The organism is Mesorhizobium sp. AA22 (assembly GCF_001672375.2).
GTDB lineage: Bacteria > Pseudomonadota > Alphaproteobacteria > Rhizobiales > Rhizobiaceae > Mesorhizobium > Mesorhizobium wenxiniae.
Genome location: NZ_CP048406.1, coordinates 4366176 through 4384158 on the forward strand (window position 1 = coordinate 4366176; position 17983 = coordinate 4384158).

The 17983-nt window shown below is 61.8% G+C and carries 19 protein-coding genes and 1 tRNA gene; 5 read left to right on the plus strand and 15 right to left on the minus strand.

Features of this window, described 5'->3' with window-relative positions; all coding sequences use genetic code 11:
• Position 1: 1 nt before the first annotated feature.
• Both A9K68_RS21135 and A9K68_RS21140 read left to right on the plus strand, forming a co-directional pair.
• Positions 2 to 1537: an undecaprenyl-phosphate glucose phosphotransferase gene (locus A9K68_RS21135; RefSeq protein WP_065008074.1), complete on the plus strand. Its 1536-nt coding sequence runs from the start codon at positions 2 to 4 to the stop codon at positions 1535 to 1537.
• The gene (locus tag A9K68_RS21140; RefSeq protein ID WP_065008073.1) at positions 1534 to 2787 is read left to right on the plus strand and encodes an O-antigen ligase family protein; all 1254 of its coding nucleotides are present in this window, start codon (positions 1534 to 1536) and stop codon (positions 2785 to 2787) included. The genes A9K68_RS21135 and A9K68_RS21140 overlap by 4 nt, the downstream gene beginning before the upstream one ends.
• A gap of 136 nt (positions 2788 to 2923) precedes the next feature.
• Here A9K68_RS21140 and A9K68_RS21145 read toward each other — a convergent pair whose 3' ends face one another.
• Together A9K68_RS21145 and A9K68_RS21150 are read right to left on the minus strand one after the other, a co-directional pair.
• A complete protein-coding gene (locus A9K68_RS21145; RefSeq protein ID WP_156768304.1) occupies positions 2924 to 3076 on the minus strand; it encodes a hypothetical protein in 153 nt (50 codons plus the stop codon).
• 469 nt (positions 3077 to 3545) lie between these two features.
• Complete coding sequence (locus A9K68_RS21150; RefSeq protein ID WP_065008071.1) at positions 3546 to 3869, minus strand: hypothetical protein; 324 nt, start codon at positions 3867 to 3869, stop codon at positions 3546 to 3548.
• Positions 3870 to 4772: 903 nt separating this feature from the next.
• Between A9K68_RS21150 and A9K68_RS21155 the strand changes: the two genes are divergently transcribed.
• The gene (locus A9K68_RS21155) at positions 4773 to 5153 is read left to right on the plus strand and encodes a hypothetical protein (RefSeq protein WP_246811207.1); all 381 of its coding nucleotides are present in this window, start codon (positions 4773 to 4775) and stop codon (positions 5151 to 5153) included.
• A 39-nt stretch (positions 5154 to 5192) separates the two neighbouring features.
• Here the strand turns inward: A9K68_RS21155 and A9K68_RS21160 are convergent.
• Together A9K68_RS21160 and A9K68_RS21165 are read right to left on the minus strand one after the other, a co-directional pair.
• Positions 5193 to 5269: transfer RNA gene (locus tag A9K68_RS21160), tRNA-Pro, on the minus strand.
• A 177-nt stretch (positions 5270 to 5446) separates the two neighbouring features.
• Positions 5447 to 5734: a helix-turn-helix transcriptional regulator gene (locus A9K68_RS21165; RefSeq protein ID WP_065008068.1), complete on the minus strand. Its 288-nt coding sequence runs from the start codon at positions 5732 to 5734 to the stop codon at positions 5447 to 5449.
• Positions 5735 to 6185: 451 nt separating this feature from the next.
• On the opposite strand from A9K68_RS21165, the gene A9K68_RS21170 reads away from it, so the two are divergent.
• Complete coding sequence (locus A9K68_RS21170) at positions 6186 to 6464, plus strand: hypothetical protein (RefSeq protein ID WP_065008067.1); 279 nt, start codon at positions 6186 to 6188, stop codon at positions 6462 to 6464.
• Positions 6465 to 6516: 52 nt separating this feature from the next.
• Here the strand turns inward: A9K68_RS21170 and A9K68_RS21175 are convergent, their stop codons facing one another.
• From A9K68_RS21175 to A9K68_RS21205, 7 genes are all read right to left on the minus strand, one after another.
• On the minus strand, positions 6517 to 6855 hold the full coding sequence (locus A9K68_RS21175) for a hypothetical protein (RefSeq protein WP_065008066.1): 339 nt from the start codon (positions 6853 to 6855) through the stop codon (positions 6517 to 6519).
• Between the two features lie 305 nt (positions 6856 to 7160).
• Positions 7161 to 7703 (minus strand): MerR family transcriptional regulator, encoded by a 543-nt coding sequence (locus A9K68_RS21180; protein ID WP_065008065.1) that lies wholly within the window; start codon positions 7701 to 7703, stop codon positions 7161 to 7163.
• Positions 7704 to 7899: 196 nt separating this feature from the next.
• Positions 7900 to 8223 carry an integration host factor subunit alpha gene (locus A9K68_RS21185; protein ID WP_065008064.1) on the minus strand — a complete coding sequence of 108 codons (324 nt, stop codon included), beginning with the start codon at positions 8221 to 8223 and terminating at the stop codon, positions 7900 to 7902.
• A 106-nt stretch (positions 8224 to 8329) separates the two neighbouring features.
• On the minus strand, positions 8330 to 9301 hold the full coding sequence (locus tag A9K68_RS21190; RefSeq protein WP_065008063.1) for a beta-ketoacyl-ACP synthase III: 972 nt from the start codon (positions 9299 to 9301) through the stop codon (positions 8330 to 8332).
• Positions 9302 to 9310: 9 nt separating this feature from the next.
• Positions 9311 to 10381: a phosphate acyltransferase PlsX gene (gene plsX, locus A9K68_RS21195; RefSeq protein WP_065008062.1), complete on the minus strand. Its 1071-nt coding sequence runs from the start codon at positions 10379 to 10381 to the stop codon at positions 9311 to 9313.
• Positions 10382 to 10511: 130 nt separating this feature from the next.
• Positions 10512 to 11075, minus strand: coding sequence for a DUF177 domain-containing protein (locus A9K68_RS21200; RefSeq protein ID WP_065008061.1), 564 nt, complete (start codon positions 11073 to 11075; stop codon positions 10512 to 10514).
• Positions 11076 to 11081: 6 nt separating this feature from the next.
• Positions 11082 to 11624, minus strand: coding sequence for a ubiquinol-cytochrome C chaperone family protein (locus tag A9K68_RS21205; RefSeq protein ID WP_065008060.1), 543 nt, complete (start codon positions 11622 to 11624; stop codon positions 11082 to 11084).
• A gap of 115 nt (positions 11625 to 11739) precedes the next feature.
• Here A9K68_RS21205 and A9K68_RS21210 point away from each other — a divergent pair, with 115 nt between their 5' ends.
• Complete coding sequence (locus tag A9K68_RS21210; RefSeq protein WP_065008059.1) at positions 11740 to 12288, plus strand: outer membrane protein assembly factor BamE; 549 nt, start codon at positions 11740 to 11742, stop codon at positions 12286 to 12288.
• Positions 12289 to 12567: 279 nt separating this feature from the next.
• On the opposite strand, the gene A9K68_RS21215 is transcribed toward A9K68_RS21210, so the two are convergent.
• From A9K68_RS21215 to A9K68_RS21230, 4 genes are all read right to left on the minus strand, one after another.
• Positions 12568 to 14709 carry a sodium-translocating pyrophosphatase gene (locus tag A9K68_RS21215; protein ID WP_065008058.1) on the minus strand — a complete coding sequence of 714 codons (2142 nt, stop codon included), beginning with the start codon at positions 14707 to 14709 and terminating at the stop codon, positions 12568 to 12570.
• Between the two features lie 268 nt (positions 14710 to 14977).
• The gene (locus tag A9K68_RS21220) at positions 14978 to 15742 is read right to left on the minus strand and encodes an ABC transporter permease (RefSeq protein WP_065008057.1); all 765 of its coding nucleotides are present in this window, start codon (positions 15740 to 15742) and stop codon (positions 14978 to 14980) included.
• The gene (locus tag A9K68_RS21225; RefSeq protein WP_065008056.1) at positions 15739 to 16677 is read right to left on the minus strand and encodes an ABC transporter ATP-binding protein; all 939 of its coding nucleotides are present in this window, start codon (positions 16675 to 16677) and stop codon (positions 15739 to 15741) included. Before A9K68_RS21225 ends, A9K68_RS21220 begins: the two co-directional genes overlap by 4 nt.
• A complete protein-coding gene (locus A9K68_RS21230; RefSeq protein WP_065008276.1) occupies positions 16674 to 17837 on the minus strand; it encodes an ABC transporter permease in 1164 nt (387 codons plus the stop codon). Before A9K68_RS21230 ends, A9K68_RS21225 begins: the two co-directional genes overlap by 4 nt.
• Between the last annotated feature and the right edge of the window lie 146 nt (positions 17838 to 17983).

Here is a 17983-nt window from a genome sequence, read left to right on the forward strand (position 1 = left end):
CATGAACGAGATCGATCCCGCACGCCGCTTTTCGATAGACGCGGTGCGTAAATTCGACGGCCCGGCCAGCGGCGATAACCTTGGCGGGATGAACGACGTCGCCCGTCAGGTCGCGTCGCAATACCGGCGCGATACCATGTCGCCGATCATGGTCAGCGGCGTCTTGCGCATGGTCGAATTCGCGCTGCTGTTCCTGTCGGGCCTCTGCGTCTATTTCTACTATGTCGGCTTCTTCAGCCATCTCGCCTGGCAATACCCGCTGACGATTGCCGCCGCCTCGTTCCTCGCAGTGGTGCTGCTCGACGTCACCGATTGCTACCAGGTCGTCTCGTTGATGCGGCCGCTCGCCAATTTCGGCCGTCTCCTGCTGGTCTGGGCCGGCACCTTCGCCTTGATGGCGCTGACGGCATTCGCCATGAAGATGTCGGAAGACTATTCGCGCCTGTTTTTCGGCACCTGGTTCGTCGTCGGCTTCATGCTGATCTTCGGCCTGAGGCTGCTGATGTCGAAGCTGATCCGGCGCTGGGCGCGCGACGGGCGCATGGAGCGCCGCGCCGTCATCGTCGGCGGCGGCACGGCGGCGGAAGTCCTGATCCGCTCCGTCGAAAAGCAGCCCTACAACGACATTCGTATCTGCGGCATCTTCGACGACCGCGGCGACAAGCGCTCGCCACCCATCGTCGCCGGCTATCCGAAGCTCGGCACCGTTTCCGAGCTCATCGAGTTCGCCCGCATCGCCCGCATCGACATGCTGATCGTGTCGCTGCCGCTGACCGCCGAATCGCGCGTCCTGCAGCTTTTGAAGAAGCTGTGGGTGCTGCCGGTCGATATCCGGCTCTCGGCGCATTCGAACGCGCTGCAATTTCGGCCGCGCGCCTATTCCTACATCGGCTCGGTGCCGATGCTCGATATCTTCGACAAGCCGATCAACGACTGGGATTCGGTCGCCAAGCGCGCCTTCGACATCGTCTTCTCGATCGTCGGCATCGTCGTGTTCTTGCCAGTCATGCTGGTGACCGCGATCGCCATCAAGCTCGACAGCAAGGGACCGGTGCTGTTCCACCAGAAGCGGCATGGCTTCAACAACGAGATCATCGAGGTCTATAAGTTCCGTTCGATGTACACGGACAAGGCGGATCCGACGGCCAAGCAGACGGTGACCAAGAACGACCCGCGCGTCACCCGCGTCGGCCGCTTCATCCGCAAGACTTCGATCGACGAGTTGCCGCAGTTCTTCAATTCGCTTTTCGGTTCGCTGTCGCTGGTTGGGCCGCGTCCGCATGCCATTGCCGCGCAGTCGCACAACCTCCTCTACAATGAGGTGGTCGACGGCTATTTCGCACGCCACAAGGTCAAGCCCGGCGTCACCGGTTGGGCCCAGATCAATGGCTGGCGCGGCGAGATGGACACCAACGAGAAGATACGCATGCGGACGGAATACGACCTCTATTATATCGAGAACTGGTCGCTGCTGTTCGATCTGAGAATCCTGTTCCTGACACCGATCCGGCTGCTCAATACGGAAAATGCCTATTGAGCGCCGTCGCGCATGAGCTGCCGCCGGCTGCAGTCAACGCCAAGCTGATCGCGCTGATTGCGTCGAGCGCGGTTTTCCTCGGCGCCTTCCTGTCCGGCTTCGTCATCGCCGAGCCGGCGCCATACGATCTCTACATGGTCGGGCTGATGGCAGTGTGGGCCTTGTTCGGCCTGCGCATATCGCGCGCGGCGGCGCCGCTGCTGGTGCTGCTGGTGGTCATGAACATCGGCGGCATGATCTCGATGACCCAGATGTCGGATATTGCCGGCACCCCGCTCTATCTCTCTGTGTCGCTGTTCCTCGCCTTCACCGCGGTGTTCTTTGCCTCGGTGACATCGGTCCAGCCAAACCTCTACCGGGTTATCTTCCTGGCCTATGTGATGTCGGCGGTGCTGACCTCGCTGCTCGGCATAGCAGGCTATTTCCATGCCTTTCCCGGGGCGGAGAACTTCACCAAATACGACCGCGCGACCGGCGCCTTTCAGGATCCGAACGTGTTCGGGCCGTTCCTGGTGCTGCCCGGCATTTACCTGCTCTATCTCTTGCTGACAGGCCCTATCTCACGCATGCCGTTGCTAGCGGTGCCACTGCTGATCATCACGGCCGGCATTTTCTTCTCCTTCTCGCGCGGCGCGTGGGGCATGTTCGGCGTTTCGGCGATCCTGCTTACCGGCGCCCTGTTCCTGCAGAGCGCCAGCGGCAAGTTTCGACTGCGTGTCGCCGTCATGACCATCGCCGCCGTCTCGCTGCTGGTCATTGCGATGCTCGTCATCCTGCAGCTGCCGGGCGTCTCGGAGATGTTTTCCAGCCGTGCCCAGCTGGAACAGAGCTACGATACCGCCCGCCTCGGCCGTTTCGCCCGCTACACGATCGGTTTCCAGATGGCGCTGGAGCATCCGCTCGGCATCGGCCCGCTCGTCTTCGGCACGATTTTCGGCGAGGACACGCACGACATCTGGCTGAAGATGCTGATGGATTATGGCTGGCTCGGCTTCGTGTCGTTCCTGACGCTGACCTGCTGGACGATAGCGGCCGGTTTCCGCATTCTCCTGCGCGACAGGCCGTGGCAGCCCTATCTTCTGTGCGCCTATGTCGCCTTCGTCGGCAATATCGGGCTGGGCACCTTCATCGACATAGATCACTGGCGCCACGTCTATCTGCTGCTCGGCCTGATCTGGGGCGCCATCGGGCTGGAATACCGCCATCAGCGGCAGTTCCGGCCGGTGGCGCTGGCTGCGCCGGCGGCATGACGGATTTCTGGGGGCAAGTCTAAGTTTTGAAATGGTCGGAGTGGCCGGATTCGAACCGACGACCCCTTGACCCCGAGGAAATTGGGCGCAACGCGGATTTCTATTGAAAATCACCGCGTTATGCGGTTTCCCCTTCCTAGTTCTGGACTTTTTTCGGGACTTCGCGTGCGTTTTGTAGCAACTCCATCGCTGCGGCCACCTCTTCGTCCAGCACGTGGGCGTAGCGAGTGGTGGTCTTCCATTGCCGTCGAATATGGCGGGAACTCGCTGCAGGGTTGGTGATGGACATAGCATAGCTGTCGGCATGGCGCAGGCCGGATGAACTTAGGCGAGCGTCGCGCAATCCAACGTATAGGCAGCAACGCCATCACTACGACCGCGGCAGCGGCCGTATCCGGGGCGAAACGTTGATCATCATCTAAGCATCCACCAAACGATGGCTGCACACAGCGAAAACACGAGCGCGGCGCCCGCGATCAACATACCTCTTCGCGTTCGCCACCTTGGCGGCTCAGCCGGCATAAGCCTGAACCGCTGGGCATGCTCCGTTGCGAGTTTCAGTAAGGCTGCAGCCGTTTCGCGCGGCGTCCACCCCTTCGCTTCCGAGGCGGTCACCAAGGCTGCAAATGCGACTTCCAAGGCGACTTCACAGTTGACGTCCCGATCTGGGCTGCCCTTTGGCAATATGGGTGGTTGCACGGCTTGGGACATGCACACAAAGCGGCTCGCGGATGAAAGGTTCCCGCGTTTCGAGCCCTTCACTTTCGAAGGTGGCCGCGCAGGTCGAATTCCCCGACAGTGTAGCATTTCGTCTTCAGCCAGCTGGTCGACGGGCCGCTGCGAAAGTTAGTGTCTCCACGCCTGGACACCATTCGCTCAAGGCCGGCGTGGTCGATCAGGTGTAGATCGCATTGGCGGGAGCGCCTGGCTGAACTGGATGCGAATGTCAGGCGGGAGATGCCGGCAAGGATGTCGCGGCGCTCTTGGAGCGCCATGTCGCGCAGGTCGTGGCCGTTGAGGTGCAGCAGATCGAAGGCAACAAAGTAGAGATCGTGCTGGCGCCGCGTGATGGCCTTGCGCAAGCCGTGAAATCCGACAGACCGGCATCATTGAGCACGATGCTCTCACCGTCGATGATGGCGCTGTCCACAGCCAGTGACTTCGATGCCGCTTTCTTCAACGATTATTTGCGACCGGTAGCCGTCGAATTTGACCTCATGAAGCCACACGCTACCCTCGGGAGGCTTCTCAACCGAGGTCGGCAGCAGTGGAGGGACAAACTTCAAACGCATGCATTGACTCGCAAAACCGCGATTCATTTAGCATGCTCTTAATTAGTTCCGAGAATTTTAACGAATCGTTGACCGCGCTGTCCCAGAATAGGACGGCGCGGTCAAACCCCCAAACTGGCTGCGCTGGCGGCTCCGGCAATTCGCCTTCCCGCGCCACTGTCGGAGCCGCTACCACACTCCTCCAAAATACCAGCAACGGTTGAATCAACTGTTACCGCACATGCTTTACAGTGCGCTTTCCCAGTCGTTAGACTTTGATGGAACAGGGCCTCGCCTTCACGGTTGACACTGAGACAGTCCATCTCAGCGAGGAACCATGGAAGCCCAAGAGAACATCGGCAACGCCTGGGCCGCACTCAAATCGAGGTGAGAAGGTCGCGCATCTTTTTCCGCCCGAAGACGGTGACTGGGTGAGGGATCGACCGTCTGGCGACCGAAGAAGTCGCAGCCCATAGACTCGGATGTCGGCGTCAGCTCCGCGTCGAACCTAGCGACGCATGGAAATCGCCCGTCACCCGCATGGGTGGCAGGCTCAATAGAAAGGATACGCATTTCGGGTTCCTAGAGAGTTACGCAGGCTAGATTCGGAGTAGCCGAGGCGCACGAATGCAGAACATTCGGGCTTTCACTTCGGGACTTTTTCGGGACTCCGGGTTCCGAAAACGGGCGATTTGACCGTCTTTCGTTGCGAAAATGGAAAAGGCGCCAGAAGGCGCCTTCAATAAAACTAGGGATCTCAATGAGCGGCCGCACCAAGCGCTCGGCATGGACTGTCCGGCACAGCACTACGCGCCGTCACCGCACACCTACACTGGCCTGCCTGACCTCGATTATCCGTTCCACGACAAGGCCGTCACCGTCACCACCTGCGGGCGCATCTGCTATAATCGCAAAAAGATCAACCTCAGCCAGGTCTTCGCCGGCCAGACCGTCGGCATCAAACAGGTCGAGGACCATATCTGGCTGGTCAGCTTCGTGGACTATGATCTGGGATATTTCGACGATGAGACATGCAGGCTCGAACCACTCCAAAACCCTTTCGGGCCAAAAGTGTTACCCATGTCTCCGGTATAAACCGTAACCTATGTGTCCAGAATGGACCCTTGATTAAAATGGTCGGAGTGGCCGGATTCGAACCGACGACCCCTTGACCCCCAGTCAAGTGCGCTACCGGGCTGCGCTACACTCCGGACCGGTCGCGATGTATCGTGATAACCCGGTTCGGGTCAACCGAATTCGGCGGCCGTCGTGCCGATGCCCGGCATTGTGGATTTGAAGTTCCTGCTCCGTTGGACGTCGTCAGCCATTCAGGAACTTCAAATCCAGAATCACACTCGTTTGTCAGGCTTGATCCTCTGGCGTCGCTGTTATGAGACGGGCCGTCGATTTTCCACGGATTGTGTCAGCACGGCTGTATTGATCAGCGCTTCTTCCGGAAGCCGGAGCGCGGAGGCTATTCGCCGAAGCTTCGATAAATCTGCATTCTTGCCGTTCTCGATGTCCGCGATTTCATCGACCGCCAGGCCGCACGTCAGAGACAGCTCTTCCATGCTGTATCCCCTGGTTTCTCGGATGGCCTTGAGGGCGCTGTGGTCGGGGGCAGCTTCGGTCGCCGACAGTTCGGAAAAAGCTTCGCTTGTTGCTATTTGGGGCATTTGGCAACTCCGTGGATTTAAAGAGTTTGATCAAATCAAGAAGTTGCCTGAGACGGCGCAGAGAATGCCCTCTCGATGGTGATTTGCCAAGCGCCAAAAATGCCGTCACGGCATCGTGATTCCGATCGGCGCAGCCTGGCACAGGCGGCAGCGGCACGGGACCGTCTTCCCGATCGGGTTCTTTGACTGGCCGATCGCCGAATTGTTCGACGGTTCTGAGCCGCTCCCTTGTTAAGCGGCTGTCGCTGGCCCGTCAGCCGTTTTGAACGGATCGAATCAGCGGCGGGAGCCTGATGCAGGCAGAACGCGTTAGGGGGCTGCGAACATTTTGAACCGACGCGTGAACCTTTCCTCTCCGGGCCGCACCAAGACGGTATGGACGCCACAAAGGCAGTCCCCAACCAGAAGGTCGCCCTGGCGGCGATCCTCGATCCAGAGAAGGAAATGCTCAATGACTGATATTTCGAACTTCAAGCGCCTGTCGCTCGCCGCTGCCACCGTCGTCTCGGCCTTCGGCTCGATTTCCGTTCCGAGCTCGGCCTTCGCCAACGGCGCGCATCCCACCGGCGACGGCGGCGCGGTTTGTAAGGGCGCGGGTCACTGTCTGGTGCTGCAGCTCGACTGCAAGGGTACATACACGGATGCTATCGACCCCAGCGGCACCGTCTATGGCAAATGCAGCCAGACCGCGCAGGTCAGCCCGAAGAACAGGCTCAAGCTCGCGCGTTGATCAACTTGTTATCAACGAAGATGGCGGCCGTCAGCGCCGCCATTTTCTTGTCTCAACGTGCCGATCTCGATCTCGTTCGCGACGTTTTCTGCTGGCGGCTGAGGAACAGGCTTGCGACCAGCCCGACCACAACCAGCCCGACAGCAGCCGCTGTCGCCGGGTGATCGCGGGCTGTCTTTTCTATCACCCTGCTATGCCTCCTGATCGCAGGCAGAGCCTCACTGAAGCGCTCGGCAAGATCCGAATAGTAGTCCGAGGCGGTGTCACGCCCGTCCTCGTAATAGGCGCTGCCGCGCCTGGACACGGCTTTTCTCAGCGCCGCCAGTTCCCTGGAGAGGGCTGCGACCTGCTTTTCAAGGTCAATGTCGGAGAGGGTCGAAAATGATACCATGATATGCTTCCTTCCTTTGCGAAAAGGAACGCATGATTTCGGAAGCAGTTCCGGTTTCTGACGGCAATCGGTCGGCCCTTAAAGCGCGTCGCGTCTGAAGGGGTTCATGCGACCCGCTTTAAGTTCTTTTATCCATGTCGTTATCCCAGACCGCTGCGCGCCCTCGTGTCAGGCCTGAGGGTATGCCTTTGGGCGACATGGACTACAGCGCCGCGCGTCCTATTGGACGCGCAAAGGACGCTGTAGCACTTTAATTTTGCGTATGATCCTTTCCGAAAATCGATTCCGATTTTTGGGATTATGCGCTAGCGCACCTGATCGAGCAGGCGCTTGCATTCCAGCAGGTCGAACAGCGCTTCCTGCAGCAAGGCGCGATTGTCGCGCGAGAGTTTCGACGTGCCTGGCTGCACCGGGCCTTCGTCGTCGGTCTTGCCCAGGCCGAAAAAGCGCCGGCTGGGTTTCACCTTGGGCTCGCCGACCAGCATCTCGTCATCGGCGCCGCGCGGCTGGGCCGCCGGCGTCAGCGGCACCGCATCGGCCTGTCGACGTTGCGAGATCGCCTCGACGGCCGCCATGTCGCCACTGCCGATGGCGACCAGGAAATGGTTGCCGTTCTCGCGCAGCAGCTTCTGCACGCCCTTGATCGTATAGCCCTGGTCGTAGAGCATGTGGCGGATGCCCTTGATCAGTTCGACATCCTGCGGCCGGTAGTAGCGGCGGCCGCCGCCGCGCTTCATCGGTTTGATCTGGTTGAAACGCGTTTCCCAGAAACGCAGCACATGCTGCGGCAGGTCGAGATCTTCTGCGACCTCACTGATGGTGCGGAAAGCATCGGGGCTCTTGTCCATGGGCGAAATCCTCACGCTGGAGCATGATCCCGAAAAGTGGGAATCGGTTTTCGGCCTAGATCACGCTCAACAAAGAGTCATTCCGATCCGGCTTGTTCTGCCGAATCGGGCCTTATTTCAGCGGTTTATAAAGCAATATTCAAGCCCGGCGTCAAAGGGGGCAACCGTTTTCAACCGGGCTTTTGAAGCGCAGGCGCTATTTGCTGCCCTTGGCCTTGCTGTTCTGGTGGGCGCGCAGGATGCGGTTCTTCAGCACATTCGATGATTTGAAGGTCATCACGCGGCGCGGCAGGATCGGCACTTCCTCGCCGGTTTTCGGATTGCGCCCGATGCGCTCGTTCTTGGAGCGGACATGGAACGTCGCGAACGACGACAATTTCACCGTCTCACCGCGAATGATAGCTTCGCAAATCTCGTCCAGAACCGCTTCGACGAGCTCGGCCGATTCAGTGCGCGACAAGCCAACCTTGCGATAAACGGCTTCAGCAAGATCGGCGCGCGTAAGTGTCTTTCCCCCCATGCGAACCGTCCCCATCAGCGCTCAAAAACATAACTCTATATAAGCAAAGATAGAGCCTAAGTAATTGATCCGGCAAGGTCAAGGACCGAACCTGTCAGTTCGGCACTTACCAGCGAACCAAAACCGCGCCCCAGGTGAAGCCCCCGCCCATCGCCTCGATCAGCACCAGATCACCCTTCTTGATACGGCCGTCGGCGACCGCCACCGAAAGAGCCAGCGGCACGGAAGCCGCCGAGGTGTTGCCGTGCAAATCGACCGTAACCACTACCTTTTGCTCTGCTATCCCGAGCTTTTTGGCTGAAGCGTCGATAATCCGTTTATTGGCCTGATGCGGCACGAACCAGTCGAGATCCTCAGCGGTGATGCCGGCAGCTGAGAACGTCGCCTCGATGACGTCGGTGATCATGCCGACCGCGTGCTTGAACACTTCGCGGCCTTCCATCCTGAGATGCCCCACCGTTCCGGTGGTCGACGGTCCACCATCGACGAACAGCTTGTCCTTGTGGGCCCCGTCGGAGCGCAGGCTGGCCGCCAGCACGCCGTGGTCGGCAATGCTGCCCGCCCCCTCTCCTGCTTCCAGCACCATCGCCCCGGCGCCGTCGCCAAACAGGACGCAGGTCGAGCGGTCGCTCCAGTCGAGGATGCGCGAGAAGGTTTCCGAGCCGATCACCAGCACGCGTTTGGCCAGACCGCCGCGGATATAGAGGTCGGCTGTCGTAACCGCATAGACGAAGCCCGAGCACACTGCCTGCAGATCGAAGGCGAAGCCGTGATGCATGCCGAGCCGGTTCTGGATGTCGACGGCGGTCGCCGGAAAGGTGTTGTTGGGCGTCGACGTCGCCAGCACGATCAGGTCGATATCGGCAGGCGTCAGGCCGGCATTGTCGAGGGCTGCGCGCGCCGCCGCCTCGCCGAGCGAAGCCGTGGTCTCGTCGTCGGCCGCGATATGGCGTTGGCGGATGCCGGTGCGCTGGGCGATCCATTCGTCGGAGGTCTCGACCATGCCTTCGAAATCGGCATTCTTCATGATGCGGCGGGGCAGCGCGGCGCCTGTGCCGCGCACGACTGATCTGATCAAGGCTCTTTCCTATTCCTCTGCGTCGGCAACGACGTCGGATTTCCTGGATGTCTGGGCATGCGGATTGCGCGCATGGAACAGGTCGAGATCGGCTTCGATGCGATCGAGCAGGTTGTTGCGCACCATGTCGTAGCCAAGTTCGATCGCGGCCGCGAAGCCGTCCGAATCAGCCCCGCCATGGCTTTTCACCACGATGCCGTTCAGACCCAGGAAAACACCGCCATTGGAGCGGCCGACGTCCATCTTTTCGCGCAGGCGATCGAAGGCGCCCTTGGCAAATATATAGCCGACCCTGGCCATCAGCGTCCGGTCCATCGCGGCGCGCAGGTAACCGGCGATCTGTCTTACCGTGCCTTCCGCCGTCTTCAGCGCGATGTTGCCGGCAAATCCTTCGGTGACGACCACGTCGACCGTGCCCTTGCCGATGTCGTCGCCCTCGACGAAACCATGATAGTTCATCGAGGCCATGTTGGCCTCGCGCAACATGCGGCCCGCTTCCTTGACCTCTTCCTGGCCCTTGATCTCCTCGACGCCAACGTTGAGCAGACCGATGCTCGGCCGTTCGATGCCGAACACCGAGCGCGCCATGCCGGTGCCCAAAATGGCGAAATCAACCAGTTGATGCGCATCCGCGCCGATGGTGGCGCCGACGTCCAGCACCACGCTTTCGCCGCGCAACGTCGGCCAGAGCGCCGCGATCGCCGGACGGTCGATGGTCGCCATGGTGCGAAGGCAGAATCTCGACATCGCCATCAGCGCGCCGGTGTTGCCGGCCGAGATGCAGGCGTCGGCAGTGCCTGCCTTGACCGCCTCGACCGCTTTCCACATCGACGACTTCCAGCGGCCATGGCGCAGCGCCTGGCTCGGCTTGTCGTCCATCCTGACTGCTATGTCGCAGTGGATGAACTCGCTCACTTCCGCCAGCTTGGGGAGTTTTGCGAGTTCGGGGCGCACCGCCTCCTCGCGACCATAGATGACGAAGCGGATGTCGGGACGCCGGGTCGCGACCGTCATGAGCGCCGGGATGACCACGCTTGGTCCGTGATCGCCCCCCATGGCATCGATGGAAATCCTGATCACGCGGTGTTCATCTCACAGTTTGCTTGAGCGAGCGCCTGGCGCTGGCAACGGTTTGGGGCTCGCGAAGGTTCGGCGAAAATAGCGTTTTTGGGCTGCCGCACAACCGGCTTTCTCCGATTGGGTCGGGTTTTCAGGATTTTCCGAGCAGGGAACGCAGCTGTTGCTGGAATTCGCTTTCCGCAGTCCCGGCATCGTCGGCAGCCTCCATCGAAACGCCTTGCTTGCGCGGATAGGGATCGATCGCCAACCCAAAGAACTGTTCGGCGAGCGCGCCGACGTCAATCGAATTGCCGGAAAACGTTTCAGGACTGTCCGGCCCTTCGGCATCGAGCATTATCTCGCCGCCGCCCTCGAAACCCTGCCGCCCGAGTTTGGAATGCTCCGGCAGAAACAGTGCGTCGACCGCCTCGTCGATATGCGCCTCGACCGGGTCGAGGGTAACGACGCAGGCTTGGGTGATATCGGCCTCGACGCGGCCGCTGACCTTGACGCCGTTGCGCTTCCATGGCGCCACCAGCAGTTCGGCGCGGTAGTTCTCGACCGAGAGCAACTCGTGCTCGCCCGCTAGCGCGGCGCACTGCGCGGCGTCGGCCTCGATCACCACCGGCAGTCCCTTTTGCGGCAGCTTGGCGACATTGGCCACGAAGGACACGGGGCTCTGGTGATCGGGGCTCTGGGAATCGGCGTGTTTCATCTTTCCTTAGATAGTCTTAGCCACGGGGAATGCCACCGTGCCGGAAACAATCGATTCGGTCGCCTGTTCCGCGAGTCGCTTGGAGACATCGGCGACGTAGCCGGCCAGATGCGTTGCTTGCGGCCAAGCGCCGGTATCGGGCCGGACATTGCGGGCAAGGGCAGCGACGAGTGCATCATGGTCGTTTCGTTCCAGCGCATCGTCATAGGCGGCGGTCCGGCCATAGAACATCTTCGCCAGTTTCTTCATGCGCTTCGGCACACCGACGTCGCCGATGCCCAGTTCCCGCAGTGAATGCTCGACATCCATGAAGAATTCGTCGATCAGCACCTGCGCAACCTCCCCGGCAACACCGCCCTCGCCGCGCAGCCGGTGCTGGAACAGGAACATGTGCAGCGACAGCATCTCGAAGCGGCCGAGCGGCGTGTCCGGTACATTCCAGTCGGAATAAAACACAGTTTGCCGCGCCGCTGCCACGATTTGTGCGTAAAGCGCCTCGGTGATAGCGCGGTTGGCGTGACGTTCGCGACCAAAAAGGCGCTGGAACATTGAGGGTGGTCTCCTGGGGACCGTTTGTTTGATTTGGCCTTGTTGCATCGGCGACCAAGCTGGTTTACCGGTTTTGCGGCCCAGCGCAAGTTGCGGCCAGCTAATGGAGTTGTAGTTGCGCGCGCTGAAATTCAAGTCGACTTTTCTGTCCAGGTCCGCTTTGTCCAGGTCCACCCGCGCGGTCTCGCTGCTGGTGGTTGCATCGGCGCTGTCCGCCTGCAACTCGTCGAAAATGATCGGCGATCTCAATCCGAGCGAGACGCTGACGCAGGGCTACGTCATCGACCAGCAGGCGATCGACCTGGTGCCGGTCGGCTCGAGCCGCGAACAGGTGCTTCTGGCGCTCGGCACCCCGTCGACTAAGGCGACTTTCGACAACGAGGCCTTCTACTACATCTCGCAGACGCGCAAGCGTTACGTCGCCTTCGACAAGCCGAGGTTGGTCGACCAGAAGGTGCTGGCGGTCTATTTCGGCGAGGACGGGCGCGTTACCCAGATCGCCAATTACGGCCTGAAGGACGGCAAGGTGTTCGACTTCATCTCAAGGACCACGCCGACCGGCGGCAAGGACCAGAACTTCCTCAGTCAGATCATCAACGGCGCCAGCAAGCTGGCGCCCGGCCTCCCCGGCGGCGGCGGCGGCAGCTCGCTCGGCGGCACCTGATCCATCCCGACAGAATCGGCTTCTCATCCTTTCCTTTTGCCTCCCTGGAAGCAGCAACATCTCAGGCGACCAAAAACCCGCGGGAGCGATCCTGCGGGTTTTTGATTTGAGACAGCAAGCCATCATTGCAGGCTGCGGCCGCGGACGACTTGAACGCGAGCTTTGGAGCCGTCACGGGCATCAATGCCCTGATGCTCTGTACGTCCAAAATAGAAGAACCCGCGGGATAGCTCCCGCGGGTTCGGTTCTGGATTTCGGGCCCGGGAGGGCCGAGCGGCCTCAGCCGTGCGCGAGCACGGCCAACAGCAGCAGGGCGACGATGTTGGTGATCTTGATCGCCGGGTTGACAGCCGGACCGGCGGTGTCCTTGTAGGGATCGCCGACCGTGTCGCCGGTCACCGAGGCCTTGTGCGCCTCGGAACCCTTGAGGTGCTTGATGCCGTCCTTGTCGGTGAAGCCGTCCTCGAACGATTTTTTCGCGTTGTCCCAGGCGCCGCCGCCAGAGGTCATCGAGATGGCGACGAACAGGCCGTTGACGATGACGCCGAGCAGCGAGGCACCAAGTGCTGCAAAGGCGGACGCCTTTGAGCCCGAGAGCAGCAGCACGCCGAAATAGACGACCAACGGCGCCAGCACCGGCAGCAGCGACGGAATGATCATTTCCCGGATCGCCGCCTTGGTCAGAAGATCGACCGCACGCGCATAGTTCGGCTTCGACGTGCCGGCCATGATGCCCGGATCCTCGCGGAACTGCTTGCGCACCTCTTGGACGATTGCGCCCGCCGCACGGCCGACGGCGGTCATGGCGATGCCGCCGAACAGATACGGAATCAGACCGCCGAAGATCAGGCCGGCGACGACGTAAGGGTTAGAGAGGTCGAAAGAGACTTCGCTCATACCCTGGAAGTAAGGATATTTGTCGCTATTGGCGGCAAAGAACTTCAGGTCGTTGGAGTAGGCCGCAAACAGCACCAGCGCGCCGAGACCGGCCGAACCGATGGCGTAACCCTTTGTCACCGCCTTGGTGGTGTTGCCGACGGCGTCGAGCGCATCGGTGGACTGGCGCACTTCCTTGGGCAAGCCGGCCATTTCGGCAATGCCGCCGGCATTGTCGGTGACCGGGCCGAAGGCGTCGAGCGCAACGATCATGCCGGCAAGGCCGAGCATCGTGGTGACTGCGATCGCGGTGCCGTAGAGGCCGGCGAGCTGGTAGGTCGATATGATGCCGCCGACGATGACGATCGCCGGAAGTGCCGTCGATTCCAGCGAGACCGCAAGACCCTGGATAACATTGGTGCCGTGACCGGTGACCGAAGCCTGGGCGATGGAGTTCACCGGGCGCTTGCCGGTGCCGGTATAATATTCGGTGATCACCACGATGAGGCCGGTCACCGCGAGACCGATCAGGCCGCAGATGAACAGGTTCGTGCCGGTGATGGCCATGCCGGCGACCGTTCCGATCTCGCCCCAGCCCAGCGTTGCCGAGGTGGCGATGCCGAGGCCGACGATCGACAGCAGGCCGGTGACGATCAGGCCCTTATAGAGCGCGCCCATGATCGAGCCGTTGGAGCCGAGCTTGACGAAGAAAGTGCCGACGATCGAGGTCAGGATGCAGGCGCCGCAGATGGCCAGCGGATAGAGCATCGTGGCACTGAGAACGGCGGTGCCGCCGAAGAAGATGGCGGCGAGGACCATGGTGGCGACCACGGTCACCGCATATGTCTCGAACAGGTCGGCGGCCATGCCGGCGCAGTCGCCGACATTGTCGCCGACATTGTCGGCGATGGTGGCTGGATTGCGCGGATCGTCTTCCGGAATGCCGGCTTCGACCTTGCCGACGAGATCGCCGCCGACGTCGGCGCCCTTGGTGAAGATGCCGCCGCCGAGACGGGCGAAGATCGAGATCAGCGAGGCGCCAAAGCCGAGCGAAACCAGCGAGTCGATGACGACACGGTCGTTTGGCTGAAGGCCCATGAATTGGGTGAGGATAAGGTAGTAGATCGAGACGCCGAGCAGGGCCAGGCCAGCGACCAGCATGCCGGTGATGGCGCCCGACTTGAAGGCGATCTCGAGGCCGGCAGCGAGGCTGTTGGAAGCGGCCTGCGCGGTGCGGACATTGGCGCGCACCGAGACGTGCATGCCGATGAAGCCGGCAGCGCCCGACAGAACGGCGCCGATCAGGAAGCCGATGGCGGCGGTGATCGAAAGCAGCCACCAGGCGAGCAGCAGGACCACGACGCCGACGATGGCGATGGTGGTGTACTGGCGCGCCAGATAGGCCTGCGCGCCTTCGCGGATGGCCGCGGAAATTTCCTGCATGCGTGCATTGCCCTGATCGGCCGCGAGGACCGAACGTGTCGCCCAGATGGCGTAAAGGACTGAAAGCAGACCGCAGGCGATGACAGCTGAAATTATGGTCATTGCCGGATTTTCCTCGCTTGATGACCCAAAAGAACCCCTCCCTGGGCCGTTGAGACAGGGGAGCGGATTCCGCGCGCGGAATCCGCTCCCTTCGCACCGGCTTATGCGAAACAGGGTTGCGAACGTCAAGATATTGTTCGGTTTTTGCCCGGCTTTCGCCTAAACCCTCTCGTAGAGCCGCTATCTTTCACTTCAGAACCCGGTCGGGTCATGGAAATCACTGTTTCCCGTCGAGATAAGCAAGGCGATATCTGAGCTGATTTGTCGGCTACGCCGTCTCCTGCCCCATGCGGCGCGCGGTGTAGCGCTCGATCGCCGACAGCCCGTCATAGATCATCACGGCAAGGGCGGCAACGATCAGGCCGCCCTGCAGGACGAAGGCGAGGTTGTTCGACAATAGACCGGCGATAATCACCTCGCCCAGCGTCCTGGCCGCAACGGTCGAGCCAATCGTCGCGGTGGCGAGGCTGATGACCACCGACAGCCGGATACCGCCGAGGATGATCGGTGCGCTGAGCGGCAGCTCGACCTTGACCAGCCTTTGCCAGCCGGTCATGCCGGCGCCGCGCGCCGCCTCGACCACATTGGCCGGCAGCGTCGTCAGCCCAGTCAGCGCGTTCTCGAAGATCGGCAGAAGGCCGTAGAGAAACAGCGCGATCAGTGTCGGCTTCTCGCCAAAGCCGACCGCCGGCACGGCCAGCGCCAACACCGCCACCGGCGGAAAGGTCTGGCCGATATTGACCAGGCTGCGCGACAGCGGCAGGAATTCGACGCCGGCCGGTCGGGTGACCAGGATGGCGAGCGCCACGGCAACGATGGTCGCCGCCACCGTCGCGATCAGCACGGTCCGCAGATGCAGCAGCGTCAACGTCAAAAGGCTGCCCTGATTGTAGATTGCCGGCGCGTTGTTCTCGGTCAGCGGCTTCAGCAGCGGTTCGAACAAGCCGGGATTGGTCACGAACGCAACCAGCAACACCACCAGGACAAGCCTGAGCAGCGACGGAAGCCAGGCTTTAACACCGGCCTCTTTCACGCCGGCCTCGCCGCGCGTTTCACCAGCCCGTCCACGGTCACGCGGCCGAGCGGCTTGCCGTCGGCGCCTTTTACCGGCAGCGCCGGGCGTCCCGACCAGAGGAGTTCAGCCAGCGCATCTCGCTGGCTGGCGTCGTCGGGGATCGCCTCGCCTTCGGCGGTGCCCGTCTCCACCGCCTCGCGCACGCGGCCGAGCGACAGCAGTCTGAACGGTTTTTCGCTGGCGCCGACCAGTGTCTCGACGAAGGCGCTGGCCGGCTTCGCCAGGATCTCGGCGGGCTTGGCATATTGCACGAGCTTGCCGGCATCCATCACCGCGATCTTGTCGCCCATATGCACCGCCTCCTCCATGTCATGGGTGACGAGGATGATGGTGGTGCCAAAGCGCTTCTGGATCGCCAGAAGATCCTCCTGCGCCTTATTGCGGATGATCGGGTCGAGGGCGCCGAACGGCTCGTCCATCAGAAGCACGTTCGGCTCGGCGGCAAGCGCGCGGGCAACGCCGACGCGCTGCTGCTGGCCGCCGGAAAGCTCGTGCGGATAGCGCGGCCCGAACGCCTCGGGGTCGAGCTGATAGAGCGTCATTAACTCTTCGACGCGGGCCTTGATGCGAGCCTTGTCCCAGCCGAGCAGCACTGGCACGGTGGCGATGTTCTGCGCCACCGTGCGGTGCGGAAACAGGCCGTGGCCCTGGATGGCGTAGCCGATGCTGCGGCGCAGTTCGTAGCCGGGCAGCGAACGGTTGTCGGCGCCGTCTAGCTTGATGACGCCCGAGGTCGGCTCGACCAGCCGGTTGATCATGCGTAGCAGCGTCGTTTTGCCGGAGCCGGAAGTGCCGACAATCACGGCGATGGTGCGTGGTTCTATCAGCATCGACACGTCGTCGACGACGGTCGTCGCGCCATAGCGCTTGGTAATGCCTTCGATCTCGATCATGCCGTTTCAACCCTGCGCTTGGTGGCGGTCATTTCGATCACTGCGTCGAGGATGATGGCGGCGGCAAAGGCCATCGCCACCGTCGGCACGGCGCCGAGCAGCACCAGGTCCATCGCCGTCTGGCCGACGCCCTGGAACACGAACACGCCGAAGCCGCCGCCGCCGATCAGCGCGGCAATGGTGGCGAGGCCGATGTTCTGCACCAGCACGATGCGGATGCCAGTGAGGATGACCGGAAAAGCCAGCGGAAACTCGACGCCGAACAGGCGCTGGCGATCGGTCATGCCCATGCCGCGGGCGGCGTCGTTGGCGGCGCGCGGCACGCCGGCAAGGCCGACCACGGTGTTGGCCACCACCGGCAGCAGCGAATAGAGGAACAGCGCGAGGAAGGCGGGGGCGGTGCCGATGCCGCGAATGCCAAGCGCCGCCGCTCCCGGCACATGCGTGGCGACCCAGCCGAGCGGCGCGATCAGCAGGCCGAACAGCGCGATGGAAGGAATGGTCTGGATGATGTTGAGCACATTCAGCATGCCGGCGCGAATTTTGTCGACGCGGTGGCAGAGGATGCCGAGCGGCAGACCAACGACCACCGCCGCCGCCAGCGAGCCCAGCGCCAGCGTCACATGCTTGGAGCCCTCCGCCCAGAAACTGTCGGCGCGATTGGCATATTCCTTGAGGATCGACAGGCTGTTCCAACTTCCCGAAGCCAAAAGCAGGCCGATTGCCAGCGCAGCTATGACGAGCCCGCCGAGGCGTGCCCATGGCGACAGATTCAATCGCGTCAGCACATCGGCAAGCAAAAGCGTGAAGGCGAAGATGAGCAGCCAGAAACCCGAGGCGGGCGAAATGCGCGCGAACGTATTACCCTCAGGCGTCAGGAAGCGGCCGGCGACGCCGATCAGGACGGCAAGGGCTGCAAGCGCGATCACGCTAGCCGCAAGGCGCAGGACGAGCGGCGTTTTCAAGAGCGCGATGATTGCCGCGATGACGAGGATCGCCAGCAGTAATGGGCCGACCGCCGCCGGCAAGGAATCAAGGATCGAGCGCGCCTCGCCGGGCACGATGCGGTTGGCGCGGAACGTGGCGAAGGGTGCTGCGAACGCCGCATAGGCAACGATCGCGGCAATGACCACGCCGAGCTTGTCGAACCGGACTGTCATGACTTGCATGTGCGATCGCGGCGACTTGAGGATCTGACGTCAGGACCGTCGCGCTCCGTCGCGTCCCCCTCTGTCCTGCCGGACATCTCCCCCTCAAGGGGAGAGATTGGCAGCGTCAGCGCCGGTATACACCTTGCACAGCTGAA